This window comes from Bacillus sp. 05T31 (assembly GCF_056396725.1).
Genome location: NZ_JBFTMA010000845.1, coordinates 1 through 2,041, shown reverse-complemented (window position 1 = coordinate 2,041; position 2,041 = coordinate 1). Strand labels below are relative to the sequence as shown.

The following is a 2,041-nucleotide window of genomic DNA, read 5'->3' as shown; positions in this document are numbered from 1 at the left end:
TATCGGAATGATTATGTCATGGTTAAAAAGAGGCATGATTTATACCCCRCATTTYATGGCAATGCAATTAACTCGCTTAATTATTTTAGGAGCYCATACTGCAGCAGGATTAGAAMGACCGTTTTAAAAATGGAAAAAGCRAAGGARRTTATCCTTCGCTTTTTTCTATTAATTAAATGTAATGTTATGTACAGCCTCTTTATCAAGACGTTTAATAACTTCTACAATTAACTTCACTGCGTTTTCATAATCATCACGATGTAACATCGCTGCATGAGAATGAATGTAGCGTGTCGCAATCGTAATTGCCATAGATGGGATACCATTTACAGAAATGTGAATTGCTCCTGCGTCCGTTCCCCCGCCCGCTACAGAATCATACTGATATGGAATTTGTAATTCATCCGCAACATCAACAACGAAATCACGTAAACCTGTATGACCAATAACAGAAGCATCATATAGAATGATCTGCGGACCATCACCCATTTTACTTTGTGCTTCTTTTGCCGTTACACCTGGTGTATCACCAGCAATACCTACATCTACTGCGAATGCGATATCTGGCTTAATATAGTTTGCAGATGTTTTCGCACCACGAAGACCAACTTCTTCTTGTACAGTCCCAACGCCGTATACAACGTTTGGATGCTTTTCATCTTTTAATTGTTTTAATACGTCAATTGCAATTGCACAACCAATTCGGTTATCCCATGCTTTTGCCAGTAACATCTTTTCATTCTTCATCACTTGGAATTCGAAGTATGGTACAACTTGATCTCCTGGTCGTATGCCCCACTCCATCGCTTCTTCTTGGCTAGAAGCACCAATATCRATGAACATGTCTTTAATTTCAACTGRCTTTTTACGAGCTTCTGGAGGTAAAATGTGCGGTGGTTTTGAACCAATTACACCTGTTACATCTCCTTTACGCGTTACAATCGTTACGCGCTGTGCAAGCATAACTTGCGACCACCAGCCACCCACCGTTTGGAAACGAAGGAAGCCTTTGTCATCAATTTGCGTAATCATAAAGCCGACTTCATCTAAATGACCTGCAACCATAATTTTCGGGCCGTTTTCTTCCCCAACTTTTTTCGCAACTAAACTTCCTRAATTGTCAGTAGAAAGTTCATCTGCAAACGGCTCAATATATTTCTTCATTACTTCACGTGGTTCGCGCTCGTTACCCGCAATACCGCGTGCGTCTGTTAATTCTTTTAGCATTGTCAATGTCTCGTCTAATTTTATCATTGCCAACACCCTCCTTTTTCTTCAGTCACTTTATTATACAAAAGGAAATTGAAATATTCAAAAATTAAATTAGTATCCTTGTGTTTGACGCTGATGATTTACTTCAAGCTAACATTTTTTCTTTTAACAATTTTTTCGGTTGTAAGTCATGTTCTTTCACAATACGGTCATCTAATTCTTTTTGTAATTTAAATAGTTGTAGTAAGTCCATTCTATTGTCCTCCTCCAACATCGCATTTTCCGCAACAATGTTGTTTCATCTCAAAGTTCATTATTATTTTTCGTTTCTTATTAACAAGTCAGCTACCTACATCTTTATAAAGATAGCTTGTCCTTAATTTGCAAATACGTTTCAATCATCACTCATAGATTGTTCACTTGATGAAAGTTCCATATCATCTTTCCATTATAGCAGTGTCGTTTCTGCTAGGAAAGATGCACTTCTCACGAATGAGTTCAAATAAAGTGAAACTTTAATAAGTGGGGGGTTTTGTTCATCCCCACTTATTATTAGCCTTCACCAATCAAGCTTTTACGGGCAGCCCGACTCCCACCTAACTTCTTTGCTCCAGCTGAATTTTGAGGTGGGAGTTTTACTGCCCGCAAATAGAGGGATAAAAAAAGTCAGGAGGATTCTCCTGACTTTATATATATATTCTTTTATATCGCTATAGCTTTTATATTGATTTTGTCATATCGATAACGACACATCCGTTAATCTTTCCTACTTTCAAGTAAAAGCCTCCTCGTTATCGTTACAAAAATTCTTACAAGCACATCTTAATAT

General features: G+C 37.6%; 2 protein-coding genes and 1 pseudogene. 1 reads left to right on the top strand and 2 read right to left on the bottom strand.

What is annotated here, in order from left to right; genetic code table 11:
* Positions 1 to 127, top strand: a 127-nt coding sequence (locus AC1DJR_RS29055) for a TetR-like C-terminal domain-containing protein (protein WP_477004154.1), incomplete at its 5' end; no start/stop codon positions are given.
* A gap of 41 nt (positions 128 to 168) precedes the next feature.
* Here the strand turns inward: AC1DJR_RS29055 and AC1DJR_RS29050 are convergent.
* Together AC1DJR_RS29050 and AC1DJR_RS29045 are read right to left on the bottom strand one after the other, a co-directional pair.
* Positions 169 to 1,254: a M42 family metallopeptidase gene (locus AC1DJR_RS29050; RefSeq protein WP_477004153.1), complete on the bottom strand. Its 1,086-nt coding sequence runs from the start codon at positions 1,252 to 1,254 to the stop codon at positions 169 to 171.
* A 106-nt stretch (positions 1,255 to 1,360) separates the two neighbouring features.
* Positions 1,361 to 1,465 (bottom strand): annotated as a pseudogene (locus AC1DJR_RS29045) (dUTP diphosphatase); the annotation flags it as partial.
* Positions 1,466 to 2,041: the final 576 nt, after the last annotated feature.